The sequence below is a fragment of the Flavobacterium circumlabens genome, from assembly GCF_004345565.1.
Lineage (GTDB): Bacteria > Bacteroidota > Bacteroidia > Flavobacteriales > Flavobacteriaceae > Flavobacterium > Flavobacterium circumlabens.
The window spans coordinates 231839-256421 of the sequence record NZ_SLWA01000008.1; the positions used below are offsets into that span (position 1 = coordinate 231839).

Genomic DNA, 24583 nt, shown 5'->3' on the forward strand with positions numbered 1-24583 from the left:
ATTTTAACCTCTTTAATCTGTTACTAAAAATATTGAACAAAGTTCGCAAAATTTTGTGCAGATAAAGCTTTGCGGACTTCAGGTTTTGAGCGCACTACTTAAATAAAAAATCGTAGCGAGCCTTGCGGTTAAATTCTCCGGCAGAGTCCTCTTTTTGTTTTTCGGAGCATCACACATTGTACACGAAAATGCAATTATTAAAATGAGAATGTAGTTTTTGATTTTCATAAAATCGGGTGTTAATTAAAGATTCAATACAGTTGTTTTTACTTAATTTGAATACCGATTTCATTATTTTATTTGTTTGCCAACGAAATACCTTTGGTACAATCTGTAATAAATGTAAATTTGCACTCAATTGATTGAAGTGATAAACCTTAGAACCTTTGTCACTTTGCAACTTTGTACCTTTAAAAAAAATGACTTGAGGAAGCGAAAGCGTGACTCCGTAAAAAATAAAAATATAAACAAGGAATGAAATACAATCCGAACGAAATAGAAGCCAAATGGCAAAAATATTGGGCAGATCATCAAACTTTTGCAGCCGAAAACAATTCTGAAAAACCAAAACACTACGTACTGGATATGTTTCCGTATCCGTCTGGTGCGGGATTACACGTTGGGCATCCACTTGGGTATATTGCTTCAGACGTATATTCACGTTTCAAAAGACATCAGGGTTTCAATGTTTTGCACCCAATGGGTTACGACAGTTTCGGATTGCCGGCAGAACAATATGCCATCCAGACCGGACAGCGTCCCGAGGATACTACACGCGTAAATATTGACGGAGGAACAGATAAAGAAGGAAAAGAAATTGCCGGATACAGAAAGCAATTGGATAAAATTGGATTTTCATTTGACTGGAGCCGTGAAGTACGTACTTCAAATCCGGATTATTACAAACATACACAATGGATTTTTATCCAGTTATTTAATTCATGGTATTGCAAGAAACAAGGAAAAGCTTTTAATATTGAGACTTTAATCCAGGTTTTTTCAGAAGAAGGAAACGTTCTGGTTGAAGCAGTCTGCGACGACAATGTTGCGGTTTTTACGGCAGAAGAATGGAATTCTTATTCCGAGGATCAAAAAGAAAAAATACTATTGCAATACAGAATGACGTATCTGGCAGAAACAGAAGTAAACTGGTGTCCCGGTTTAGGAACTGTTTTGGCAAATGACGAAATCGTAAACGGCGTTTCCGAGCGCGGCGGTTATCCTGTAATTCGTAAAAAAATGACCCAATGGAGCATGCGTATTTCTGCCTATGCAGAACGTTTGCTGCAAGGTCTTAATGATATTGACTGGAGTGAATCTATAAAAGAATCTCAAAGAAACTGGATTGGAAAATCGGTTGGCGCAATGGTTAAGTTTAAACTTAGCGATTCGGAACTTTTTATAGAAGTATTCACCACGCGTCCTGATACAATTTTTGGCGTAACTTTTATGACTTTGGCACCGGAACACGATCTGGTAGCTAAAATTACAACTCCGGCACAAAAAGCGGCTGTAGAAGCCTATATCGAAAAAACAGCAAAACGTTCAGAGCGTGAGCGTATGGCTGATGTAAAAACAATTTCAGGTGTATTTACGGGAGCGTATGCCGAACATCCTTTTACGAAAGAACCAATTCCGGTTTGGATTGGCGATTACGTTTTGGCAGGTTACGGGACTGGAGCTGTAATGGCAGTTCCTTGCGGAGACGAAAGAGATTATGCTTTTGCTAATTTCTTTAAAAGTCATCCCGAGACTTCGGGAGGAATGCCGGAAATCAAAAATATCTTCGCCAATGTTGATATTTCTGAAGCGGCTTATGGTTCTAAAGATAATCTAGAAATTGCCAATTCGGATTTCTTAAACGGTCTAAACTATAAAACGGCTACTAAAGCTGTTATTCAGGAATTAGAAAAAATAGGGCAGGGAGCCGGAAAAACCAATTACCGTTTGCGTGATGCGGTATTTTCACGTCAGCGTTATTGGGGAGAACCTTTCCCGGTGTATTATGTAAACGGTCTTCCAAAAATGATCGATGCAAAACATTTACCGATTATTTTACCGGAAGTAGAAAAATATTTGCCAACCGAAGACGGTCTGCCTCCTTTAGGAAATGCAACTGTCTGGGCATGGGACAGTGTTCAGTGTTCAGTTGTTAGTACTCAGTTGATCGACAATGTCACTATTTTTCCACTTGAATTGAATACAATGCCAGGTTGGGCGGGAAGCTCGTGGTACTGGATGCGTTATATGGATGCGCACAACGAAAACGAATTTGCAAGCAAAGAAGCGCTAGCCTATTGGGAAAGCGTCGATTTGTATATTGGAGGAAGCGAACACGCGACCGGACATTTATTGTATTCCCGTTTCTGGAATAAATTCTTAAAAGACAAAGGTTTTGCCCCAACCGAAGAACCCTTCAAAAAACTGATCAATCAGGGAATGATTTTGGGTACGAGTGCTTTTGTTTATAGGTTAAATATCACAAGTGTTTCGGGAGGAAGAGATAATTTTGGACAAGATACTGTTGGAGATGATCTTTATGGTAAATCTGTTTATGTTAGTTTGAAGTATTATAAGGAGTTTGTAAAATACAGAGATTTATATTATAACTCTAAGGAGTATTCTGAACTTATAAAAAATTATGGTAATTCTAATTCTGAATTTAAAGTATATCTAGAAAGAGGTAGTAAAGTTGTTATGTTTAACGAAGAAAGTGAAATTCTAAAAGAATTGTCAAATTTATTATTTGCTAAAACTACTGCAAATACTACAAGAATTACGATTGATGAACAATCATTCAATAAATTGCACACAGATGTTTCTTTTGTGAATTCTTCAGATGAATTAGATATCGAGAAATTTAGAGTTTGGAGAGAAGATTATGCTGATGCAGTTTTTATTACAGAAGAAAACGGAAAATATATTGTAGGCCGTGAGGTCGAAAAAATGTCGAAATCAAAATACAATGTGGTCACTCCGGATGATATTTGTAATGAATACGGAGCCGATACATTGCGTTTGTACGAAATGTTCTTAGGGCCATTAGAACAAGCTAAACCCTGGAATACAGCCGGAATTTCCGGAGTTTTTGGTTTCCTGAAAAAGTTGTGGCGTTTGTATGTGGATGAGAATAAAGGTTTGATCGTAAACAACGACGAGCCTACAAAAGACAACTTAAAATCATTACACAAAACCATCAAAAAAGTGGCGGAAGATATTGAGAGTTTTTCTTTCAATACCTCAGTGTCCCAGTTTATGATTTGTGTAAATGAATTGTCGGCTCAAAACTGTCATTCAAAAGCGATCTTAGAACCATTGGTGATTTTGGTTTCTCCTTATGCACCTCATATTGCAGAAGAATTATGGTCACAATTGGGACATACAACTTCAATTGCTACGGTTGATTTTCCAGTTTTTGAAGCGAAACATTTAGTAGAAACCAATAAAGAATATCCGGTTTCTTTCAACGGAAAAATGCGTTTCACCATCGAATTGCCTTTGGATTTAACCGCGGCACAAATCGAGGAAATCATTATGAAAGATGAAAGAACGTTACGTCAGTTAGATGGAAAAACACCGAACAAAGTGATTATCGTTCCCGGAAAAATCATCAATTTAGTAGGGTAACCGAATACAGTTCAAATAAAAAAATCCAAATTCCAATTCTTGTTGGGATTTGGATTTTTTTTGTTTATAATTTTTACACTTCGAATACCCGAACTTTACGGGTTATTTGTTAAATCTATGTTTAATTGTATGCCTGAATTCAATGTATTTGAAAGACGCGCTATATATTTACGCACTTAATTGAAAAAGAGTTGAAATTTGTAATATTTTGATTCTTCCGGCATCCAAAAGGCGAATTTGATTCAGTAACCATTTAAAATTATCAAAAATGAAAAAGCATATCTTCTTAGTTGTCGCATTATTATTTTCAGCGCTGTGTTTAAATGTTTTTGCGCAGACAAAATCATATCCGTTTGAGGTTGTTAAATCAGGAAAAGGAAAACAATCTATTTTATTTATTCCTGGTTTTGCCTCTTCTGGGGAGGTCTGGAATGATACAAAAGCCAATTTCGAAAAAAGTTTTACCTGTTATACTTTAACAATGGCTGGTTTTGCCGGAGTACCTCCACAAGCCAATGCTTCTTTTAAAAATTGGGAAGAGGCGATTGTTAGCTATATTCAGGATCATAAAATCGTAAAACCAATTATTATCGGACATAGTATGGGTGGCGGACTGGCCCTGGCAATTGCTGCAGATTATCCGGATTTGGCTGATCGAATTGTTGTAGTAGATGCGGTGCCGTGCCTGGCTGCGCTGATGGATTCTTCTTTCAAAGCAAAAGAAAATAATGATTGTGCACCGATGATTGCTGCAATGATGAGTCTGACCGATCAGGAATTTCATGACAATCAAAAGAAATATCTCCCTAAACTGACCGCAGATGCTACTAAGCATGAATTATTGCTGGGATGGAGTACAAAATCAGACCGAAAAACTTTTGGTGAAATGTACTGCGATTTCTCCAATACCGATTTAAGGGATAAGATCGCAACGGTAAAATGTCCGGCCTTGGTTTTGCTGGAATCTTATTTTGTAAACCTTAAACCTGCCATCGAAGAGCAGTATAAAAAATTAAAACCTGCCAATCTTCAATACGCGACTAAAGGATTGCATTTTATTATGTATGATGATAAAGATTTTTATTTTAAACATCTGAACAACTTTATAAAAGTTAAATAATGGAGTTTTAAAACCAGTCTTTTAGCTTCAAGTTACCTGGATCTGAAATGTCATTTTGGCATTTTGTTAAAGTGGTTCAGAAATTGCTGTTTGTTTCGTAACTTTAAATTCAATCAAAAAAATAAAGATATGGGAGGTGAATATTTAATTCTTGCCGGAGCTATTATGTTATTCAGCTGGATGGTAAGTTCAAAGCTAAAAAGTAAATTCGAATTATATTCTAAATTGCAATTGAAAAACGGTATGAGCGGTGCCGAAATTGCAGAAAAAATGCTCGCTGATAACGGAATTACGGATGTGCGTGTTATTTCGACTCCGGGACAGTTAACGGATCATTATAATCCGGGAGATAAAACGGTAAATTTAAGTGAGGCAGTTTATAATCATCGTAATGCCGCTGCGGCTGCGGTCGCCGCACACGAATGTGGTCATGCCGTACAGCATTCGATAGGGTATGAATGGCTGACAATGCGTTCTAAATTAGTGCCAATTGTAAATGTAGCCTCCAGCTACATGCAATGGATTTTATTAGCAGGAATTCTGATGATCCGTACTTTTCCACAATTGCTGCTTATCGGGATCGTTATTTTTGCGGCAACGACTTTGTTTTCTATAATTACTTTACCCGTAGAGTACGATGCCAGTAATCGTGCGCTCGCCTGGCTCGAAAATAAACACATGCTGACACAGGAAGAACAGGCAGGAGCAAAAGATGCTTTAAAATGGGCTGCAAGGACGTATGTTGTGGCTGCCATCGGATCGATTGCCACGTTGTTGTACTATATTTCGATTTATTCAGGAAGCAGGAGGAATTAATTAGATAATTAGATAATGTGTCAATTAGATAATTAGATATTTTGATAATTTTAATCCGACAGGTTTTGCAGCCTGTCGGATTTTTTTGTTTAAGGACTATCTAATGGACTCATTGTCTAAATTATCTCATTGACACATTATCTAATTATCCCATTATCAAATTTTAAAGCTGAATCTGCCTGTCAATCTGCTGATCCAGCGAGATAAAGGTTTCTGTTCGTGAAACGCCTTCTATAGCTTGTATTTTGGTGTTTAAAAGCTGCATTAAGTGTTCGTTGTCGCGACAGATAATTTTTATCAGAACAGACCAGTTTCCTGTGGTGTAATGACATTCTAAAACCTCGGGGATTTTTTTCAGGTCTTTTACGGCTTCAGAGTTTCGGGAAGCTTTGTCCAGGTAAACGCCAATGAAAGCCATGGTGTTGTATCCTAAAACTTTTGGGTTAACCGTAAATTTAGAACCTGAAATTACACCTGATTGTTCCAGTTTCTTCAGACGCTGATGAATCGCGGCTCCTGAAATGCCTATTTTATTGGCAATTTGTAAAATAGGTTTTCGGGCATCATCCATTAAATAACGAAGGATTTCCTTATCGATACCGTCAATTTCGATCAGAAGAGAGTTGATTTTCATAAGAGTTGATATTTGAAACTAATTCTGGTAATTTGGTTTAGAATAGAAATCAAATTTAAGGATAAAACTTTTAATTGAATAGGAAGTTGCCTCTTTTAAATCTTTGTCAAAGTTTTAAACTTTGACAAAGATGGAGAACGGTATACAGAGGAATTGCTTTAAATCAAAAATTCCAAATCCCAACAGTTAAAGTTGGAATTTGGAATTTTAATCCCGATAGCTATCGGGATGTATTTTCTAAAAGGATTATTTTCCTTTATTGGCTTCACTGATGTATTTTTCCAAAGCCATGGTCATGGAAGGAGTTTCAGGAGTTGGAGCAAGAATATCTATTCTTAATCCATAATCTAAAGCTTCTTTTTGAGTGGTGCTTCCAAAAACAGCAATTCGGGTTTCGTTTTGTTTGAAATCCGGGAAATTCTTAAACAAAGATTTTATTCCTGTTGGACTAAAAAAGGCTAAGACATCATAATAAACATCTGCCAAATCTGATAAGTCACTCATTACGGTTTTGTAAAAAATGGCCTGAGTCCAGTCTACTTTCAAATTATTTAAAGTAATAGGAGCATCTGCATTTAACTGATCAGAAGCGGGAAGCAAGAACTTTTCGTCTTTGTATTTTTTAATTAATGGAGATAAATCTGCAAAATCTTTTGCACCTACATAAATTTTACGCTTTCTGTACACTACATATTTCTGCAGGTAAAAGGCAACTGCTTCAGATTGGCAAAAATATTTCAATCCTTCAGGTACTTTATAGCGCATTTCATCCGCCACTCTGAAAAAATGATCTACTGCATTTCTGCTTGTCAAAATAATCGCAGTGTAATGATTAATATCGATTTTTTGTAATCGAATCTCTTTTGCGTTAACCCCCTCCACATGAATAAATGGTCTGAAATCAATTTTTATTTTGTGTTTTTGTTGGAGCTCAAAGTAAGGAGAATTTTCCACTTTAGGTTCAGGCTGTGACACCAAAATTGTTTTCACTTTCATATTATAAAACTTTTACTAAGCCGCCTCTTTTGTAATCCAATAATACATGAAATAATAAGGGGCTATTTCAAGAGCGCAAAGATATAAAATAAAATAAAATAACTTACTGATTATTACATTTTGATACGTTTTAATCGAAATAAAGTATGAGAATAGACTTATACATAGTGAAACACCGATGATTGCTAGCGGTACACTTTTCGGAATATTGTCATAATAAAACAAAACAGCATTAAAAGGAAGGATTAAAACGCCAATATAGGTTCTGTATGTTGCTTTTTGTAAGTTAAGAAGGTCTATAAATTCTTCAATGTTGAATGAAGTTGCAACGATTTTTTCGATTAAATATTTTGCTAGAATAAAATAAAGTAAAAATGTGGCAATCTGAATAAACAAAATCCAGTCTGTTTTTGAGGCATATCCAAAAATATGCATCGTAAGCTGAATGAAAAAGGAAAACGAAATAATTTGTACAAAAAACAAACCTACGATGAAACTGCCTTTCAGATTACTGGTGTCACGATAGATTTTAGCGTATTTATCTGAAAAAATAAGCTTGCTAAATTCGCTAAATCTAGCTTCGTATGCTGATTTAGTAACGGCAACAAGGCCAAAGGCCAACACAAATAAAAGTGTCGCCCAATCTTTGTTTTCGAAAATACGGGGATGAAGTTGTTCAATCATAACGCTGCAAAATTAGTAATTTTTTATATCAATACTTTTATTATAAATTTATTATGAATCAAATGCCATAAAAAGTTTACTTTTGCGGTGAAATTACCCAGCAAAATGAATGATTGTATTGTCATAATTCCCACTTATAACGAAATAGAAAACATAGAAAGTATAGTTAGAGCTGTACTTTCTCAACATAAACCTTTTCATCTTTTAATAATTGATGATAATTCTCCGGATCACACTGCTAATAAAGTAATTGCATTACAGGAGGAATTTCCGGAAAGATTGTTTTTAGAAATAAGAGCTAAAAAATCCGGTTTGGGAACAGCTTATGTTCATGGTTTTAAATGGGCTTTAGAACGAAAATACGATTTCATTTTTGAGATGGATGCCGATTTTTCCCATAATCCAAATGATCTTGAAAAATTGTTCGATGCCTGTCACTTCGGAGGTGCCGATTTAGCAATCGGATCACGTTATGTAACCGGCGTAAATGTTGTAAATTGGCCATTAAGCCGCGTTCTGATGTCTTATTTTGCTTCGGTTTACGTAAAATTCATTACCGGAATGAAAATTCATGATGCGACCGCAGGTTTCGTCTGTTATAAAAGAGAAGTCCTGGAGAAGATCAACCTCAATAAAATTAAATTTGTTGGCTATGCTTTTCAAATCGAAATGAAATACAGAACGTATTGCGGTAAATTTGAAATCTCCGAGGTTCCGATTATTTTTACGGATCGCACCAAAGGAGTTTCGAAAATGAGTAATGCTATTATTAAAGAAGCGATTCTGGGTGTAATAGCACTTCGATTGAAAAAATTATTCAATACCTTATAAAAAAGCTACCGTCATGAATAGAATTTTAATAAAGAACGCTAAAATTGTAAACGAAGGATCAATTTTTGAAGGCGATGTATTGATTGAAAATGACTTAATTGTTGAAATTTCAGATAGTATCAGCTTAAAAACATCCGATTGTAAAGTAATTGATGCCGAAGGGAATTACTTAATCCCTGGTGCTATTGATGATCAGGTGCATTTCAGGGAGCCGGGATTAACGCATAAGGGTGATATTGAATCAGAATCCAGAGCAGCTGTTGCCGGAGGAATCACTTCTTTTATCGAGCAGCCTAATACGGTGCCTAATGCCGTTACCCAGGAAATTTTAGAAGATAAATACCAAATTGCAGCCGTAAAATCATTTGCGAATTATTCGTTTATGATGGGGGCAACCAATGATAATTTAGAAGAAGTTCTAAAAACGAATCCCAGGAATGTTGCGGGAATCAAAATCTTTTTAGGTTCTTCAACCGGAAATATGCTGGTGGATAACGAAGCGACTTTAGAAAAAATATTTTCAAGTACGCCTATGTTAATTGCGGTACACTGCGAAGACGAAACGACTATCCGTAATAATCTGGCTTTGTTTAAAGAGCAATATGGTGATGATGTTCCTGTAACGGCACATCATTTAATCAGAAGCACGGAAGCGTGTTATATTTCATCTTCCAAAGCAGTGGCGCTGGCTAAAAAGACGGGTGCCCGTCTGCATATTTTTCATCTTTCTACTGCGAAAGAAATGGAGTTGTTTACGAATAAAATTCCATTAGAGGATAAAAAAATTACCGCTGAGGTTTGTGTGCATCATCTTTGGTTTACGGATGAAGATTACAAGACCAAAGGAAATTTCATTAAATGGAATCCGGCCGTTAAAACGGCAAGTGACAGAAAAGCACTTTGGGACGCTTTGAATGATGGCCGTATTGATGTAATTGCTACAGATCACGCGCCGCATACCAAAGAAGAAAAGAAACAATCTTACCTAAATGCTCCGTCCGGCGGGCCATTGGTGCAGCATGCTGTTGTAGCCATGTTTGAAGCGCATCACCAGGGTAAAATTTCAATTGAAAAAATCGTGGAGAAAATGTGCCATAATCCGGCTAAGATTTTCAAAATCGAAAAGCGAGGTTTTATTAAAGAAGGTTATTTTGCTGATTTGGTTATCGTAAATCCAAGCTTACCGTGGAGTGTTAATCCGGATAATATTTTATCAAAATGCGGATGGTCTCCATTTGAAGGTTTTGCTTTCAGATCCAGAATCACGCATACTTTTGTAAATGGAGAATTGGTTTACAATAACTTTAAGGTAAAAGATATTCGTAACGGAAAGAGATTATTGTTCGATAGATAAAAAAAAGCACAGATGAAGAATTTTGTATGTATAGTATTGGTTTTGTTTCTTTCTGTAAGTTGTAAAAAAGAGTTGGTAAAACAGCCCAAACGACTTATTGAGAAAGGAAAGATGATTGATATCATGTATGATTTGTCTCTTCTGGATGCTATTAAATATCAAAATCCGTTATCATTGGATTCAAGTGATACAAGTCAAAAAAGATTTGTTTTGCAGAAATACAAAGTCGACAGTCTGCAGTTTGCACAAAGCAATATTTATTATGCCGCTGATTACGAAGGTTATAAAGATATGTTTGATGAAATTGCCAAACGATTGGAGAAAAATCAAAGAGCGGCAGATTCATTATCTAAAATCGATGAGAAAAAAGCGGCCAAAGCTAAAAAAGAGAAGGAAAAAATCTCAGGGCAAGCTCCTCAAATAGACAGAACAAAATTGGTGAAGGTCAATGTTGATTCGATCAGAAGGACAATGCAAATGAAAAAGGCAATTCAAAAGTAATAGCTTATAATTTTGAAACGTCTCTTACATACTGATGTACATCTAAAAAAACCGTTCCCAGAGCGGTTTTTATTTTTTGGTTAGAATACAAATTTTTAGAATAAGAAGCTTTTGCAGTGGCTTTGGTAATTCTTCTCTTTTGAAAGAACAAAGTCGAAAAAATTCCATCAGCAATCCACGCAAAATTTAATAGAAAAGGCTTGGCATGAATGCCTGGTCTTTTTACTTTCAGGGTATCGGCGATTGTATTGAGGATATCGCGGAATACTATATTTTCTGCAATCAGTGTAAAACGTTCATTTTTTATATCACTTTTCATTAATTCAAAAGCAATTTTCACGACGTCATTTACGCTTATGAATCCGGTACTTCCAAGTGTGTAGAAGGAAAGGCCGTTAGCTACTCTTACATAAAATTCAGCACTGCCCTGTTCGCAGGTTTTTGTTTTCGGAATAGGGCCCAAAATTACTCCCGGATTTATAATAATGACATCTAAACCTTCCTGCAGTCCTCTCCAGACTTCCATTTCCGCACCATATTTAGAAATGGCATAATCACTATGTGGTTTTTCAGGATTCCATTCGGTTTCTTCTGTTATAATGGTTTCGTGGGGAGCCAAATCTCCTAAAGCAGCAATCGAACTCACAAAACAGAATTTTTTTACTTGCTTTGCGATAGAAAAGTTAACCAGATTGGCTGTTCCTTCAATATTGGTTTTTCTTAATTTATCTTCGTCCTTGGGATCAAGCGAAATAAATGCAGCGCAATGATAAACATATTCAATACCTGTAAAAGCAATTTCCAGAGTAGGAACATCAAGAATGTCAGCTTCCAGCCATTCGATTTTTTCAAATAGATCAGCCTTTTTATATAATTCAAAGACTAATCTTGTTTTCCGGATGTTATTCTGATTTCTGTAAATCGCCCTCACCGTTTCTCCATTTTCAATCAAATGAAGTAATAAATGCGAGCCGACTAAACCTGTTCCTCCTGTAACTAATACCATTTTGTAAAGATAACTTTTTTGGTTTAAAGCAGCAAAGAGACAAAGGTTCAAAGTTACAAAGGTTTTATTTTGCTGTCAGCAATCAAAATTTTCTCTTTTTTGTTTAGAATTTTGATGTTGAAATTGCTTTTTGATACTGATATTGAAATTGCTTTTTGCCATTGCCATTGCCATTGATTATATTTGCACAAATTATTTAAAAAAATGAAAAATCTAGTTGAAGAATTAAAATGGCGCGGGTTATATCACGACAGTATGCCTGGAACGGAAGAACAATTACTGAAAGAAGTAACAACAGCGTATATTGGTTTTGATCCAACAGCAGATTCACTTCATATTGGAAGCATGGTTCAGATTATTTTACTGGTTCATTTAAAGAATTTTGGCCACCAGCCGATCGCTTTGGTTGGAGGTGCAACCGGAATGATTGGTGATCCGTCTGGTAAATCAGATGAAAGAAATTTATTAAACGAAGAAACCCTCGCTAAAAATGTAGCCGGAATAAAAAGTGTTTTGTCTCGTTTTCTGGACTTTAATTCGACCGATAAAAATGCTCCGGTAATGGTGAATAACTACGATTGGATGAAAGAATTTTCGTTTATTGATTTTGCGCGCGAAGTTGGAAAACGTATTACCGTGAATTACATGATGGCGAAAGATTCTGTAAAAAAGAGACTGAGCGGAGAAGGAGAGGGAATGTCTTTTACCGAATTTACCTATCAGTTAATTCAGGGATACGATTTTTATCATTTATATAAAAACAACAATTGTATTCTGCAAATGGGAGGTTCTGATCAATGGGGGAATATTACCACCGGTACAGAATTAGTTCGCAGAATGGGAGGAGAAAGTTCAAAAGCTTTTGCCTTGACAACTCCTTTGATTACAAAAGCAGACGGCTCTAAATTCGGAAAATCTGAAGGAGGAAACGTTTGGCTGGATGCTGATAAAACTTCAGTTTATAAATTTTACCAGTTTTGGGTAAATGCTACAGATGTTGATGCTGAAAAATATATAAAGATTTTTACTTTCTTAGAAAAGGAAGAAATCGACACTTTGATTGAAGAGCATAAAGCCGCTCCTCATTTGAGAGTTTTACAAAAGAAACTGGCGGAAGAAATTACAATCTTCGTTCACAGTAAAGAAGAATTGGAAAAAGCGATTCAGGCATCAAATATCCTGTTTGGAAATTCAACTGCGGATGATTTAAAACAATTGGACGAAGCGACTTTTTTAGAAGTTTTTGACGGAGTTCCACAAGCTGAAATTGCAAAAGCAGATTTAGAAAACGGATTGGATATCGTCACGGTTTTAAACGAAAAAACAGGTTTCTTTAAATCAAACGGAGAAGCAAGACGTGCTTTGACGGCAAATTCAATTTCGGTAAACAGAGAGAAAATCAAAGAGGATTTTGTGCTGACGGCAAATGATTTAATCAACAATCAGTTTGTGCTGCTGCAAAGTGGTAGGAGAAATTATTTTGTGTTGAGGATTGTTTAGTTTTTTAATCGGTTAATTGTTTAATAGGATTTAAAAGACAATTAGACGTTGTTGACACTGCATTTAGGTAACAGCCGAGAATATCAGAATTATAAAATGTCCCAATGCTTCGAAAGAGCGTTGGGATTTTTTTTGATTAGAACTGAATAAGTTTTTTATTTACTAAGTTTATCCCCTAAAACTAAAACAAATGATTGGAATATTATTTCTTTATTGGATTTGGAAGGCATTCAGCAATCTGGCTATTGAATACAATAAAAACAAATGGAAATATTTTTTTATTGGATTAGGTTCGTATTTTGGTGCTAATTTTTTGGCGGCACTACTTTATGTTTTCGGGCTTGCAATTGTTTATGGAATCGAGTCATTAGATGATGATAGTAATTATAATTCAAGTTTGGATTTTATTTGTGCAATAGTGGGAGGATTTGGATGCTATGGTATTTATAAATATCTGGAAAAGAAGAATAAAAAAGAAAAAGAGCTTTTGAATCAAGATGAAATAGAAAGTATTGGTATTGCAGTTGATGAAAATTAAAAACAATTCTTTTTTTGGAAGTTTTTAGGTTAACCAATGAAACAAATCAACGATTAAACTTTTATAAAACCATCAAGTTGCACCCTCGAATATCCGAATTATCAAAACGTCCCAGTACTTCGAAAGAATTGTTGGGATTTTTTTTGCCTAAGTCTTGTGTAGCGATAAAAGAACACGAATTGATATTGGCTAAATCAATTACGTTGATTCCGCCGGTTTTTCCATCTTTTACGTAAGTGAGCGCATCTTCCGGATCCCGGATCAGGATATTCATCCAGGAAGGACATTCAAAAACGCCTTCTCCTAAAGAATAGGCTTGTCCTAAAAGCTCTGTCATTCCGTATTCAGAATGAATGGCCTGAACCCCAAAGCCTTTGCAAAGCTGCTCGTGTAATTCCTCCCGGATCATTTCCTTACGTTTGCCTTTCATCCCTCCGGTTTCCATAATAATGGTGTTTTGAAGTTGAAACTGATGTTTTTCGATTAAGTCCAATAAGGCATAAGTAACGCCAATCAGAATAGTATTTTGGCCTGATTGGTCTAATTCAGTAAGCTTTTGGATAAGTTCATCGTGGTTGTGTAAATAAAACCCGCTTTCAGGCTGATTGGATAGTTTTATCAGGTCTTCGACCATGTAGATTAACGATGAGCCTTCGCGTTCGAGATAAGACGGCAAAAGGGCTAAAACAACGTAATCCTCAATATTGCCGTAAAACTGAGAAAATCCTTTTCGGTAGCTTTCTTCATATAATGAAACCTCAGTTACCAAATGTCTGCTAGTGATCATTCCGGTGGTACCGCTGCTGGTAAAAGTAACCTCGGCTGGATTTGTATTAGAAACCACATTGTGGCTTTTAAAAAACTGGATAGGCAAAAATGGAATTTGCTGTATTGATTTTATCTGTTGTGGGTTTACTTTTAAGAAATCACAAAAATCACGATATACTTTATTATTCTCATGCTGAAAACGAAACACTTTTAGTGCTGTTTTTTCAAATTGTTTCTGACCTGAAATGGTAAATATATCGTTGGCTGTAATCAAAACTTTTTTTGTGCAAAGGTAATTATAATTGTAAATAGTTTGCAGTTTTCAGTCATGGTTTTCAGTCATGGTTTGCGGTTACAGTTTTCAGTCTCAGTTTTTAGTCCTGGTCCGCATTTCACTGAAAACTGCGACTGAAAACTGAAAACTACAAAAAAAGGCTCCAATGTTCATTGGAGCCTTTTTTTGTAGTACTATCGAATAATCAGCTTTCGCGTTGCGGTAGCATTATCTTCGCTAATTTTTATGATGTAAACGCCGGGAGCTAAATCAGCGACATTTAATTCTTTTGAAGTCAGATGGGTCTGAATCACTTTTTTGCCTAAGAGATCAAACACAATAATTTCCTTCTCTAAATCGTTCTTAGAGGAGATATATACTTTACCATTTAAAACCGGGTTAGGATACAGGCTTAGTCCCTCTATAGTATTTCCATCCTGAGGTCTTGACGTTTGTTTACTGTCTTGTGCTGAAGCACTTACGGTAAAGAAAAAAGCCATTAAGATTATAATATAAAAGTAGTTTTTCACCATCGCATTTTTTTAGATAAGTAAATATACAAAAAAAATTACAAAAATGACGCCAAAAAAAAACATCCTAAAATTTTAGGATGTTTTTAACATTTTATATTAGAGCTATTTATAAACTAATTAATTGTTTATGATTTTGTTTCCTTTCTTCACCAAAAACTTACATTAAATAAAAAAACGATTATTGAGTTGTATGAAAGTAGTCTTTATTATTGTTACCTGATTTTAGAAAAAGCAAAAAAAAACACTCTAAATTTAGAGTGTTTTTAATATATTTTTTATTTCTGGATTAGAATCCTGTAGACCAACCTGTTGCCCAAGATGGTTGTGCAACTCCACTTCCAGCTCCTGTAGCAGTAGCAGATTCGGTTAAGATAGCCGATACATCAGCACTTACTCCACTTGTAGCTGGAGCAACAGCAGTTTTCTTTCCTTTAGTTTTTACAGGTACATCAGTAACAAATAGTGTATTTGAAACTTTTAAAGCTGTTCCAACGAAAGCGATAGTTTCGTCGTTTTCAACATCGATACCAGTTGCCCAAGAGCTTAAAACTACGTTTGTAATGATTGCTTTAGTTCCTCTTCTTAATTTGATACCTTGGTTTTCAGCAAAGTTTGCAGTAGCAGCAGTACTTCCAGGGCCAACTAAAGTAATATTTGTGATAGTAGGGTTAGAAATTGGAGCAAAAGCATATCCAAATTCGAAGTTATCAGCTTCAATACCTCTATTTCCTTTTCCGAAATCTAATTTTCCGTACCAGTTTGTATTTGTACCTCTCCATCCTTCAGTCCAGTCAAATTGATCATCCTCGTTACCAATAGAGATCATGTTTGAAGTATTTACAGTTCCTCCGAAGAATTCAAATCCGTCATCAGCACCGTGGATAGCTTCAACGTAATCAACAGTAGTACCAGAACCAACTCCGAAGAAAGAAATTCCGTTGAATTCTTTTTCACTGTTAAAAGCAGCACCAGCATATTCTATTCTTAAATATTTGATAGAACCAGAACTATCTGTATCATTTGCTCCACCATAAGTCAATTCAGCAACTTCTGAAACTGCTGTTGTAGTTTTACCATTATCACGGTTTATAGATGCTTTTCCACAAATAACTAAACCACCCCAGTCTCCAGCAGCTTTAGTAGCTAGTCCAGATGTCATAACTACTGGTTTAGCAGCAGTACCATTTACATTAATTTTTCCTCCTTGCGCAACAGCAATGTAAGCTTTAGTTCCACCTGTACCCTGAATAACTGTTCCTGCAGGAATAGTCAAAGTAGCTCCGTTATTTACTTGAATTTTTCCAGTAAGCTTGTATGTTTTACTAGCATCAAGTACTACTTCTCCATCAGTAATTACTCCGGTAAAATTGTCTGGATTTGCAACGAAAGAAGACTTTGGGTCATCAGAATTATTATCATTATCACTTGAACAGCTTGTAAATAAACCTGCAGATAAAGTAACAATTGCCATTAATTGTACGATTGATTTTTTCATTGTCGTTTAATAATTTTGTGTTTAATTGTGTTTAATTTTATTCATGCAAAGATGAGTTGGAATTCTCTTTTATGTGTTAACTGAATGTCAATGTTACTTTAAATTAAAGCTTTTACTATATTACCTAAATGTTATCCAGACATAATAATTTCTGAAACAAGCTGTTTTTTGACCATATTTAGTCAAAAAAAAGACAGCCCGAAAGCTGTCTTAGTTATTAAGTAAAGTCTTTTTAAAATTCGTAACTAAAGGCTAGATTTAAATTAAGTCCTTTTTTGTAGCTTCTTATTACTACATCTCCGCTTGTATTTTCCTGAACAGTTTTTACAGTTGGATCTAATAAATTTTTAGCAATAAGACCTAGTCCGAAATGTTTGCTCAGTTTTGATCGTGCAATAAAATCTAATGTTCCAACTGCTTTGTCAACTAAGTCTCCTTTTTCTTGTGTCCCAATTGCATTAACTCTGTCTGAAAAATAGTTATAAGCAATAGTTGTTGTTAAGTTGCTTTTTTTGTCATTCCATTCATTAAAGAAAGATAAATCTGCATTTAGTAATAAATCAGAAGCTCCTGTGAATTTACCCGTTTTATTCGTGAAATTCGTAGGGATAGTGCCGTGGGTTTCTTTCAATACTTTTGCATCATTTAATTCCTGGTTGCTATACAGATAAGATACATTTAGGCCACCAGTTAATTTTTTTGAATTTTCAGTATCCATTGCCCAAAGGGTTTTTCTATACTCAACTTCTGCACCTGCTGCATAACCGTAATCACCAGTATTAGCCCATGAAATATCATTGGTAGAAGAGTTTACGGTAGTTTCATTAATTGGATTCAAGATGTATTTACCAAATGCTGTTACTGAAATTAACTCATCGCTTTTAGGGAACATTTCCCATTTTAAATCTAAGTTATAATCGTCGGAAGCATATAAATACGGGTTACCAAATTTTGCTTGTAAAAATTCTTCATAAACAAATTTTGCTCTTTCTTTAAACTGAGGTAAAGTGTAGGTTTTGCTTAATCCTAAACGTAAATTTTGTTTGTCGTTTAATTCGTATTTTAAAACTAAACTAGGCAAAAAAGCTGTTTTCTTTAATTCGTTATTGTCTCCTGTTGGATCTAAAGAAGTATTCCAGGCTACATTTTGAAGAATATATTCTCCTCTTAAACCTAAAACTGCAGTTAGTTTGTTGAATTTGTATTCAGTATTTACAAAACCACCATTGATTGTTAAATCACCACTGTATACTTGTGGATCTAGTGCATCTTCTACTTGGTATCCGCCACGAAATGTAGAAATTGTAAAAAAGTTGTTGTTGAAATTGGTTTGATTATAAAACAAATCTAAATTATTTGGGTCAACAACGTCTCCTGTATGTGAAACTGGACTAGTTGTAGTTTTGAAGTTAAATTGAGTGGCTTCAAAATCTCTCTTTTTAAATCTTCCGTTGTAACCAGCTGTAATTTTTCCTTTGTAAATACCGTTTCCATCTTTTTTAAATTTATAATCTAAAGATAAATTAGCAGCCGTTTCAGTTTCTTTTAAATCTTGAAAATAACGACTGTTATTTGGTGCCGACTGCGAGTTGATTACATAACCTTCAGCCAGTTTGTTCATGGTATTGTAAGTTCTGTCCGGAGTATTTTGATTGATGATATTGTAAGATCCTCCCCAATTAAAGTTTGTTCTGTCACCTAATTTGTGTTGTCCTAATAATTGATTTACCCACAAATCAGATTTTTCGTAGTCATTTCTGCGAATGTAACCATTCCCATCATTTGCTAAGTCAACTATGTACCCGTTTGATTCTTCTTTCTTTTGTGAAGAAGTATTGATATATAAAGAGTTGAAGCTAATTTTGTTATTGTTATTTATTTTGTAACCAGCATTTAACATACCAGTTGTGTTTGTATTGTATGATTGATAATTGTAATCTAGATTTTTACCTGCTACACCAGATGCATTTACACTTCCTTTTGCAATTCCGTTTGTTCTGGATGCATAATCATTGCTGAAAGATGCTGTTCCGAATAAACTGATTTTCCCCTCTTCACCTACTTTGTAAGTGTCTCCGGCAGATAGTCCGAATGAAGCAGCCAGAGGTGTTTTTTTGCTTAATTGTAAAGTATTGAAATTGTATTCTGTTAATGAATTGTTGGGAATGCTTGTTTTGCTAAATCCAAATGCATTTGGTCCCTCCTGTAACGTAAAGTTTTTTTCACTGACAGCGTTAGTATTTATTTTTGATTCAGCATCAATTTTAAAGAAACCATTTCCTTTATAGTCTTTAGAAACAATATCTACATTTCCTCCGGCGAAATCTCCGAAGAATTTGCTGTTGTATACTTTATCAATAGAAACATATTCAATAATATCTGTTGAAAAAATATCTAAATTGATGTTTTTCTTTTCAGCATCATTTGATGGAATAGGTAAACCATTCATGGTCGTAGAGTTGTAACGATCTCCTAAGCCTCTCACAAAAATTGCACCTGTGCCTTCTTGTTTGGTAATACCTGTAGTTTTAGTAACAGCACCGGATACATCACTTACTCCTTTACGGGATAATTCTTGCGCTCCAATGGATTGTTTAATATCTACTGCATTTTTTTGCTCTAAAAGTAAAGCTGATTCTTTTTGTCTGTTTACTGCAGATGATTTTACAACAACATCTTTCAATGTATAGCCACCTGAAGAAAGCACCTGGTCTACGGTAATAGTTTCATTTGCTTTAACGGTTACCGGTTTTTCTACAGATTCGTAACCTACAAAACTGAAAATAATAGTGTAACTTCCCGGGTTTATACTTAGTGTATATTTTCCGTCAATGTCAGTGTTTGCGCTAATGTTTGTTCCCTTAATTAAAACATTGGCAAATGGTAATGCTTGATTATTAGATTCCTTGTCGGTTAATACCCCAGAAATCGTACCTTTGTTCTGAGCGATCGAAATCGTGCAGATAAATAATGTGATTAATAGAAATTTAAGATTGAATTTCATTTGAGTTGTGTTTAATTTATTTTTTTGCAAAGAAAGAACCGCCCTGTAAAGTTCATGTTACGCACTTGTTATGTTTTTGTGTGCTGTAGATTATCAAATTGTTACCAGATTAAATTACCGTTAACAGGGATTTTTGACTGTTGATTTATTATTATATTTACCATCGCAATTAAAAACCATCAGATTTTCAAAAATAAAATTTGATGAGAAAACTCAATTTTTGCTACTTTATGAAAAAAACACAAACCAAGATCTTATTAGTTGATGATGAACCGGATATCCTTGAAATCGTTGGCTATAACCTTGCTCAGGAAGGCTACCAGATTGTAACTGCCTCAAATGGAAAAGACGCTATCGCAAAAGCTCAGAAAGAATTACCGGATTTAATTATTATGGATGTGATGATGGCTGAAATGGACGGAATGGAAGCTTGCGAACACATTAGAAAAATACCAGAATTAAATAATGTAATCATAACATTTTTAACAGCAAGAAGCGAAGATTACTCTCAAGTGGCTGGTTTTGATGCAGGTGCAGATGATTACATAACCAAACCCATAAAACCAAAATTATTGGTAAGCAAAGTAAAGGCTTTGTTAAGAAGGTTAAAAGAACAAGAAGTTGTTAGTGATACCTTAAATGTTGGCGGAATCGAGATTAACCGTGAAGAATATAAGATTATTAAAGGTAATGTAGAGATCGCTTTACCAAGAAAAGAATTCGAATTGTTTTACTTATTAGCATCAAAACCCGGCAAAGTTTTTAAAAGAGACGAAATTCTTGATAAAGTCTGGGGTAACGAAGTTGTTGTTGGAGGAAGAACAATCGATGTGCATATCAGAAAGTTACGCGAAAAGATCGGGGAAGATCTTTTTAAAACCATAAAAGGTGTTGGTTATAAATTTGAAGTTTAAATTTTTTGCTAAGAATTAATGTGGAATTTTAGTTAAGATTTATACCGATTCAAGTTGTTTTAAAAATATTCCATAAATTTAAACCATATAAGAAACTGAAGGTCATATAGTGTAGTGATCTTCAGTTTCTTATATGGTTTTTGAGTTAAACCTAATTTTTCTTAATCTCTTAATGATTAAAACTATCAATGAAAATTAATTTCAAAAAAACATACAAATTTGCTATAAAGTCGGCATTATACATAAGCCTTTTTACAACTGGATTTGTAATGATGCTGATGTCTTTGTTTTATAAAAATCAGCTAAAACATCAAATTGCATTTGCCTTAATTTTTATTATTTCCGTTTACATTTTCTCCTTTTTGGTTTTGCAGTATCGTGTTGAACGTTTTATATACAGGAGAGTAAAAAAAATATACGATGAGGTTTCTTTATTAGAATCAACTACACTTATCAATCAGCCCATCACTACAGATATGGAAACGCTTTCACGTGAAGTGAAAAAGTTTGCCACTGATAAAAAACTGGAAATAGAAATGCTCGAAATTCGGGAACAATACCGAAGAGAGTTTCTGGGTAATGTTTCCCACGAACTTAAAACACCTTTGTTTACGGTTCAGGGTTATGTTTCAACTTTGCTGGATGGTGCCATGGATGATAAAAATATCCGTAAAAAATATCTGAAGCGTGCCGAAAAAGGGGTAGAGCGCCTGATCTATATCGTAGAAGACCTTGACATGATTACCAAACTCGAATCGGGGGATTTGGATTTGCTGATTACCGATTTTGATATCGTAGAACTAATTGAAAATGTTTTCGATTTGTTAGAAATGAAAGCTGATAAAAAGAAAATTAAGCTTGCTTTTGAAAGTAAAAATATTAAATCGCTCTTTGTTCGCGGAGACCAGGACAGAATTCAGCAGGTTCTTGAAAACCTCATTGTAAACTCTATCAAATATGGTAAGGATGAAGGTTTAACGGAGGTTGGTGTAGTCAACTTAACAAAGAAAAAAGTACTGATTCGTATTAGTGATAATGGAGAAGGAGTTGAAAAACAAAATATTCCAAGACTTTTTGAGCGTTTTTACAGAGTTGATAAAAGCGGAACACGTTCTGAAGGTGGCTCCGGACTTGGATTGGCAATTGTAAAACATATTATTGAAGCGCATAAAGAAAAAGTATATGTAGAAAGTGAGTTCGGAATTGGTTCTGAGTTTTCATTTACACTGGAAAAAGCACATAAAGCACAAAAAGCTGAAGTTAAGTTATTGTAATGTCTATTTTTGCAAGCCCCTATATAGCTTAATCTGACAAGCTTCGTCATAATTACCTAACAATTTGGAAACAAATCTTCTTATTATGGTAACATCTTGTTAATGATTTCTTAACATTGGTGATACATCTTTGCATCTTGAATTGTAGTGCAATACAGAAAAGATGATAAAAAGAAAAATAATTGCAGTTTTATTGCTGATTGCTTCGGTAGCAAATGCGCAGGATTTAAAAAAAGAGGACGTAAAAAAAGAAGTGATTCGTCTTCTCGATTCTATAAACAAATCAAAACTTCCCGATACAAAATCCGGAGTCAGTAATGACGAACATTGGTACGACAGAATCTCACTTCGAGGTTATGCTCAAATAAGATACAATGGTTTGTTTTCTACAAATGATAAGGTTTCCTGCGATCAATGTGATAAATCATGGGGAACAACGTCTACAGATCCGGATGCAAAAGCAAATAATGGTCTTTTTATCCGACGTGCGCGTTTGGTATTCTCAGGACAGGTTCACCCAAATGTATTTTTCTATTTTCAACCCGATTTTGCGAGTTCACCAAGCACCGGAATTCAGAACTTTGTTCAGATCAGGGATTTGTATTTTGACCTTTCTTTTGATAAGAAAAAAGAATACCGTCTTCGTGTAGGGCAAAGTAAAATTCCTTACGGATTCGAAAACATGCAGTCAAGTTCACAGCGTTTGACTTTAGACCGGGCCGATGGTATAAACAGTTCAATAGCAAATGAACGTGATTTAGGAATGTTCTTTTACTGGGCACCAGCCGAAATCAGAAAGCGTTTTGAAATGCTGGTAAAAGATGGTTATAAAGGTTCGGGCGATTTTGGTGTATTTGCGTTAGGTGTTTACAACGGACAGATTGCAAATAAAATAGACGGAAACAGAGATCTGAATGTTGTGGCAAGAGTTACCTATCCATTTGTGATTGGTAATCAGATTATTGAGCCAGGGATTCAGGCATATACTGGAAAATGGGCATTCACAGGAGAAATTTCATCCGGCGTAATTGTTAATGATCCGCAATATATAAAAGACCAGAGAGTAGGAGCAACCTTTGTTTTGTATCCAAAACCTTTCGGAATTCAAACGGAATATAATATCGGAACCGGACCACGCTACAATACGGTAACAAAAACCGTTGATGTAACAGATTTAGATGGAGGATATGTTTTGTTGAATTACAAATGGGACCTGAAAAAACAACGTTTATATCCTTTTGCAAAATTTCAGTATTATGACGGAGGAAAAAAATATGAAAAAGATGCCAGAAGTTACGTCGTGAGAGATTACGAATTTGGAGTAGAATGGCAGCCGCTAAAGGCTTTTGAACTTACAGCAGAATATGTTGTGGCCGACAGAACCTTTGTAGACAGTGCCCTTCCCATCAACAGACAGCAAGGGAACTTATTGAGATTACAGGCACAGTTTAATTTCTAAACCTTATCTTCAAATATAGAAAATAACGAATCCCAGTCGATGTTATTTTTAAATTGAGCGAAACCTTTAAACGATTTTACTTTTGAAAGATCTTCAATTGTAAAGTCGTTTTGCGTTGCATAAGGCACTAAGTTTTCGTCCTGAAGTTTTATGGCCAGGTATTCCTGCTCGTATTGCCCCGGAGTTGGAATGAAAAAAGCTTTTTTGCCTAATTTTGCCAAATCCATTACGGTCGTATATCCGGAACGGCACAGCACTAATTCACTTTCATTAAAAGTTTGTTCCAGCTGTTTGGAGTTCATGAAATTGTAATAGGTCACGTCTCCAATTTCCTCTTTTGTTTGTGTTTTCTCGACAACCCCTTTTACAAAAACGACCTTTCCGTCAAAACGTTTCACTTCTTCCTGTAATTTTTCATCTAAATAAGTACGCTGAGGTTCCGGTCCCGAAAGAATCACCATCAGGTCATACACTTTAGGCGTATCTTTTTTACGCATTCTGCTTAATGGCCCTATGTATTTCAAATTTAATTCGTTTGTTTTAAGATGCCCCAGATCACCCGTTAGATTTACGGTGTCATTCGTATCCGGAACCCAGCATTCTGAATATTTTTTTATGATATGCTGATGGCATTTGCTTGTAAACCAGGTTGTGTTTCCGGTCATTACATTCAGTTGATGTGTCATAAAGACAGATGGAATCTTTCTGCTGAAAACGCCCAGTCTGTTGTCTGAGATGATTCCGTCAATTCCGTGTTTTTTAATCAGTGACTTCACCATTTTCTTCTCATCTAAAATGGCCGTAATCATTTTAGGTAAATTTTTAATCAGTTTCCATTTGAAGTTTTTACCATTTTTAGCATATTCGATATGGTAAGAAGGTAATTCTAATGTTTCTATGTATGGGAATTCTTTACGTAATAAGGCCAATGCAACTCCGTCAGAAGCTATTATTGGGATATACTTGTTTTCCTGGAGCGCTTTTATGATAGGGATACATCTTGTCGCATGTCCTAAACCCCAGTTTAATGGAGCTACTAAAATAGTTTTGTTCGCAGAATATTCAATGCTCATGGTTTAACGCTTTTTGAAACGAAGATAGATAAATATGTTTTTTGTGCTATTTCAGGCGTATTACTAAATTATTAACTCTATAATTCAAGTGAAGCCTCATTTTTCAGTTAAAAGGGATAAATAATAGCAGAATTTAGAGGACAAGGTTATTTATATGTTAACTGCCGATTTGATTTTGAAAC

The 24583-nt window shown here is 35.1% G+C and carries 20 protein-coding genes; 11 read left to right on the plus strand and 9 right to left on the minus strand.

What is annotated here, in order from left to right:
- Positions 1-474: 474 nt before the first annotated feature.
- The 3 genes from EV142_RS18630 to EV142_RS18640 all read left to right on the plus strand — a co-directional run bounded on the left by EV142_RS18630 (position 475) and on the right by EV142_RS18640 (position 5563).
- Positions 475-3627, plus strand: a complete 3153-nt coding sequence (locus EV142_RS18630; RefSeq protein WP_132037350.1) for a leucine--tRNA ligase — start codon at positions 475-477, stop codon at positions 3625-3627.
- A gap of 268 nt (positions 3628-3895) precedes the next feature.
- The gene (locus tag EV142_RS18635) at positions 3896-4747 is read left to right on the plus strand and encodes an alpha/beta fold hydrolase (protein ID WP_132037351.1); all 852 of its coding nucleotides are present in this window, start codon (positions 3896-3898) and stop codon (positions 4745-4747) included.
- Positions 4748-4876: 129 nt separating this feature from the next.
- A complete protein-coding gene (locus tag EV142_RS18640; RefSeq protein ID WP_132037352.1) occupies positions 4877-5563 on the plus strand; it encodes a zinc metallopeptidase in 687 nt (228 codons plus the stop codon).
- Positions 5564-5726: 163 nt separating this feature from the next.
- Here the strand turns inward: EV142_RS18640 and EV142_RS18645 are convergent, their stop codons facing one another.
- The 3 genes from EV142_RS18645 to EV142_RS18655 form a co-directional block, all read right to left on the minus strand.
- The gene (locus tag EV142_RS18645) at positions 5727-6197 is read right to left on the minus strand and encodes an Lrp/AsnC family transcriptional regulator (protein ID WP_007811264.1); all 471 of its coding nucleotides are present in this window, start codon (positions 6195-6197) and stop codon (positions 5727-5729) included.
- A 246-nt stretch (positions 6198-6443) separates the two neighbouring features.
- A complete protein-coding gene (locus EV142_RS18650) occupies positions 6444-7193 on the minus strand; it encodes a uroporphyrinogen-III synthase (protein WP_132037353.1) in 750 nt (249 codons plus the stop codon).
- Between the two features lie 15 nt (positions 7194-7208).
- On the minus strand, positions 7209-7877 hold the full coding sequence (locus EV142_RS18655; protein ID WP_132037354.1) for a DUF4271 domain-containing protein: 669 nt from the start codon (positions 7875-7877) through the stop codon (positions 7209-7211).
- 105 nt (positions 7878-7982) lie between these two features.
- Here EV142_RS18655 and EV142_RS18660 point away from each other — a divergent pair, with 105 nt between their 5' ends.
- From EV142_RS18660 to EV142_RS18670, 3 genes are read left to right on the plus strand one after another with little or no spacing between them, the layout of a single operon-like run.
- Positions 7983-8708 carry a polyprenol monophosphomannose synthase gene (locus EV142_RS18660; RefSeq protein ID WP_132037355.1) on the plus strand — a complete coding sequence of 242 codons (726 nt, stop codon included), beginning with the start codon at positions 7983-7985 and terminating at the stop codon, positions 8706-8708.
- A gap of 13 nt (positions 8709-8721) precedes the next feature.
- On the plus strand, positions 8722-10062 hold the full coding sequence (locus tag EV142_RS18665) for a dihydroorotase (protein ID WP_132037356.1): 1341 nt from the start codon (positions 8722-8724) through the stop codon (positions 10060-10062).
- Positions 10063-10074: 12 nt separating this feature from the next.
- Positions 10075-10563 (plus strand): DUF4296 domain-containing protein, encoded by a 489-nt coding sequence (locus tag EV142_RS18670; protein WP_132037357.1) that lies wholly within the window; start codon positions 10075-10077, stop codon positions 10561-10563.
- Between the two features lie 4 nt (positions 10564-10567).
- On the opposite strand, the gene EV142_RS18675 is transcribed toward EV142_RS18670, so the two are convergent.
- Positions 10568-11569: an NAD-dependent epimerase/dehydratase family protein gene (locus tag EV142_RS18675; protein ID WP_132037358.1), complete on the minus strand. Its 1002-nt coding sequence runs from the start codon at positions 11567-11569 to the stop codon at positions 10568-10570.
- Between the two features lie 204 nt (positions 11570-11773).
- On the opposite strand from EV142_RS18675, the gene tyrS reads away from it, so the two are divergent.
- Positions 11774-13069, plus strand: coding sequence for a tyrosine--tRNA ligase (gene tyrS / locus EV142_RS18680; RefSeq protein WP_132037359.1), 1296 nt, complete (start codon positions 11774-11776; stop codon positions 13067-13069).
- A gap of 190 nt (positions 13070-13259) precedes the next feature.
- A complete protein-coding gene (locus EV142_RS18685) occupies positions 13260-13607 on the plus strand; it encodes a hypothetical protein (protein ID WP_132037360.1) in 348 nt (115 codons plus the stop codon).
- Between the two features lie 61 nt (positions 13608-13668).
- On the opposite strand, the gene EV142_RS18690 is transcribed toward EV142_RS18685, so the two are convergent.
- From EV142_RS18690 to EV142_RS18705, 4 genes are all read right to left on the minus strand, one after another.
- Positions 13669-14649, minus strand: a complete 981-nt coding sequence (locus EV142_RS18690) for a LuxE/PaaK family acyltransferase (protein ID WP_132037361.1) — start codon at positions 14647-14649, stop codon at positions 13669-13671.
- A gap of 194 nt (positions 14650-14843) precedes the next feature.
- A complete protein-coding gene (locus tag EV142_RS18695) occupies positions 14844-15182 on the minus strand; it encodes a T9SS type A sorting domain-containing protein (RefSeq protein WP_132037362.1) in 339 nt (112 codons plus the stop codon).
- Between the two features lie 286 nt (positions 15183-15468).
- A complete protein-coding gene (locus EV142_RS18700) occupies positions 15469-16677 on the minus strand; it encodes a hypothetical protein (RefSeq protein WP_132037363.1) in 1209 nt (402 codons plus the stop codon).
- Positions 16678-16909: 232 nt separating this feature from the next.
- The gene (locus EV142_RS18705) at positions 16910-19681 is read right to left on the minus strand and encodes a TonB-dependent receptor (RefSeq protein ID WP_132037364.1); all 2772 of its coding nucleotides are present in this window, start codon (positions 19679-19681) and stop codon (positions 16910-16912) included.
- Positions 19682-19911: 230 nt separating this feature from the next.
- Between EV142_RS18705 and EV142_RS18710 the strand changes: the two genes are divergently transcribed.
- The 3 genes from EV142_RS18710 (at position 19912) to EV142_RS18720 (ending at position 23328) form a co-directional block, all read left to right on the plus strand.
- On the plus strand, positions 19912-20595 hold the full coding sequence (locus EV142_RS18710) for a response regulator transcription factor (protein ID WP_026983516.1): 684 nt from the start codon (positions 19912-19914) through the stop codon (positions 20593-20595).
- A gap of 188 nt (positions 20596-20783) precedes the next feature.
- Positions 20784-21869 (plus strand): sensor histidine kinase, encoded by a 1086-nt coding sequence (locus tag EV142_RS18715; RefSeq protein WP_132037365.1) that lies wholly within the window; start codon positions 20784-20786, stop codon positions 21867-21869.
- A 163-nt stretch (positions 21870-22032) separates the two neighbouring features.
- The gene (locus tag EV142_RS18720) at positions 22033-23328 is read left to right on the plus strand and encodes a porin (protein ID WP_132037366.1); all 1296 of its coding nucleotides are present in this window, start codon (positions 22033-22035) and stop codon (positions 23326-23328) included.
- On the opposite strand, the gene EV142_RS18725 is transcribed toward EV142_RS18720, so the two are convergent.
- Entirely contained in the window at positions 23325-24401 is a 1077-nt protein-coding gene (locus EV142_RS18725; protein WP_132037367.1) for a glycosyltransferase, read from the minus strand. The two genes, EV142_RS18720 and EV142_RS18725, sit on opposite strands and share 4 nt — an antisense overlap.
- Positions 24402-24583 lie beyond the last annotated feature (182 nt).